Here is a 2261-nt window from a genome sequence, read left to right on the forward strand (position 1 = left end):
CTTTTTGGAAGAGAACCTTATATTTGTCTCAGTATGAAGTTGGAATGAGTTATTTTTCAAATTTAGAAAAAAGGATAAAAGGTATTACTATTAAAAAAGAATTGTTAATAGATAATGATCTTTTTAAATACGCAATTGAATCGCATAGTACTATTAAATTACCTGTAAGTCGATTGGAGGAAAAGATAGTAAATTTACTTGATTTAAGGGGAGAAATAGCTATTTCACCAATAGAAATAAACAATGGAAGACTTGCTTTTTATCTTTGCGATAATAGATATAACGGGAAACCAATTACAGATGATCAACTGGAAATTTTAGATTATTATACTAAAGAAAGTTGGATGATGTGGCAAAATAAAATTTATCAAAGTATCTTAAAAAAAGATGCTCAGATTGATCCGCTAACCAATATTGGAAACAGAAGAAGTTACGAAAATTACATTTCTTCTATAAAATATTTAAAAAATCAGAAAATAGCCTTAGTAATGGTGGATTTAGACGACTTCAAAGAGGTAAACGATTCCTACGGTCACGAAGAAGGAGACACACTTTTAAAAAAATTTGCGCAACTATGTGTTGATAATTTGAGAAAAAAAGATAGTATATTCAGATATGGTGGCGATGAGTTCGTAATAATTTTAGAAGGGGTTAAAAAAGAAGAGGTTTATTCTATTTTGAAAAGAATAAACCGTAAACTAAAACAAGAGATGAATGTCACTTTTTCTGCGGGAGTAGCGTATGGTAACAGCCATGAAATAGATTTACTTTTCAAAATTGCCGACCAAAATCTATACATGGCAAAAGGGCAAGGAAAAAATAAAATTATCATCAATTAAGATATTATTCTCTTGCCATGTATTTTAAAATGAAAATCTTATTTTAAAAAACTTTTTATTTCTAAAACGTCTATTTATTTAGCCTAATGCTACATCGAGGACCAGCATCAGCAAAAATCCAAAAATCAGTGAGAAAGTAGCCGTTCTTTCGTATCCGTGAGAATGTGTTTCTGGGATTATCTCATCGCTGATAACGTACAGCATAGCCCCTCCCGCAAATGAAAGAAAAAAAGGTAAGGCTGGTTTCATTAAGACCACTAGAGATGCCCCAAGTAAACCTCCTATAGGTTCGACTAATCCTGTCAAAAAACTCCAAAAGAAACTTTGTTTTCTTGAATAATTTGCTTTAATTAAAGAGAAAGCTGTCGCTGTCCCTTCTGGAATATTTTGTAGTCCTATAGCAACTGCTACAGTAATACCATTAGCAATCATTCCACCACCAAAACTCACCCCTACAGCCATTCCTTCCGGAAAGTTATGGAGTGCTATTGCGATAACGAACAGCCATATTTTCTTTAAGCGTGCCAATTCAGGCCCTTCGTGTCCTTTTAAGAAATGTTCGTGAGGAGAGAAGGTATCCATTAATTCAATAGTAAGTGCGCCGAGAAATATCCCTAAAATAGTTATTAATATTCCACCCGTGTCTAAAGATGGAATTATAAGTGAAAAAACAGTAGCTGCGAGCATAACACCGGCAGCAAATCCTAAAAACATATCTAAATTTTTTTCGCTTAACTCTTTTTTGAAAAACAATACTGGAATAGCTCCAATTGAAGTAGCAAGACCAGCGATCAGACTTGCTAGGGTTCCAAATATCCATATTTGAGAACTGGTTAATTCGTTCATCTTAGCCCTCCTTGTAGGTTGTTTTTTTAGTTTTGTGAATTTAGTGAAGAATATTAATTTCAAAAGCTGATTAATATTCTTTCAGGAAGAAGCTTTTTATCCCACAACAATTCTTAATTATAATATCTCTGTTTTGTGCAGATATTACAACCGATATAACTTTAAGTTAGAATTACGATTGCAACTTCTTGTTATATTTGATATAATTTAATGATTCTTCGGGGAAGGCTAGGGGGTGAAAGGGAGAAATCTGTACGGGGTATTGACTAAATTTTTGTACCTTTAAAAAAAACACTTGATTTATGTTATAATAAAAAATAATCAACAGGTTAAAGATCATTTATTAGGAGGAATCACATGGCTAACGATCAAAAACAAAAAAGGGGTAATAGCTTTAATTTCATAATCATAACATTAATTTTCTTTGCTGGGTTAGCTATTTTTCAATTTTTTATGTACAGAAATCTTCAGCCTCAGTTTCAAGTAATATCAAGAGATATTACATTTACTATTTACGAAGACCTTTCCGTGGATTTTGCAACCAAAGTAGAAATACTAACAGAAAACGAGAGAGAT

3 protein-coding genes are annotated in these 2261 nt (G+C 32.2%); 2 read left to right on the forward strand and 1 reads right to left on the reverse strand.

Annotation, left to right across the window (positions count from 1 at the left end):
- On the forward strand, positions 1 to 839 hold an 839-nt coding region (locus AA81_RS10425; RefSeq protein WP_211292693.1), incomplete at its 5' end, for a GGDEF domain-containing protein.
- Positions 840 to 917: 78 nt separating this feature from the next.
- Here the strand turns inward: AA81_RS10425 and AA81_RS10430 are convergent.
- Positions 918 to 1685, reverse strand: coding sequence for a ZIP family metal transporter (locus tag AA81_RS10430; protein WP_103065462.1), 768 nt, complete (start codon positions 1683 to 1685; stop codon positions 918 to 920).
- Positions 1686 to 2042: 357 nt separating this feature from the next.
- Here AA81_RS10430 and AA81_RS10435 point away from each other — a divergent pair.
- Positions 2043 to 2261 (forward strand): hypothetical protein (locus AA81_RS10435; protein ID WP_146050385.1); only part of this gene is annotated, 219 nt, incomplete at its 3' end.

This window comes from Petrotoga halophila DSM 16923 (genome assembly GCF_002924615.1).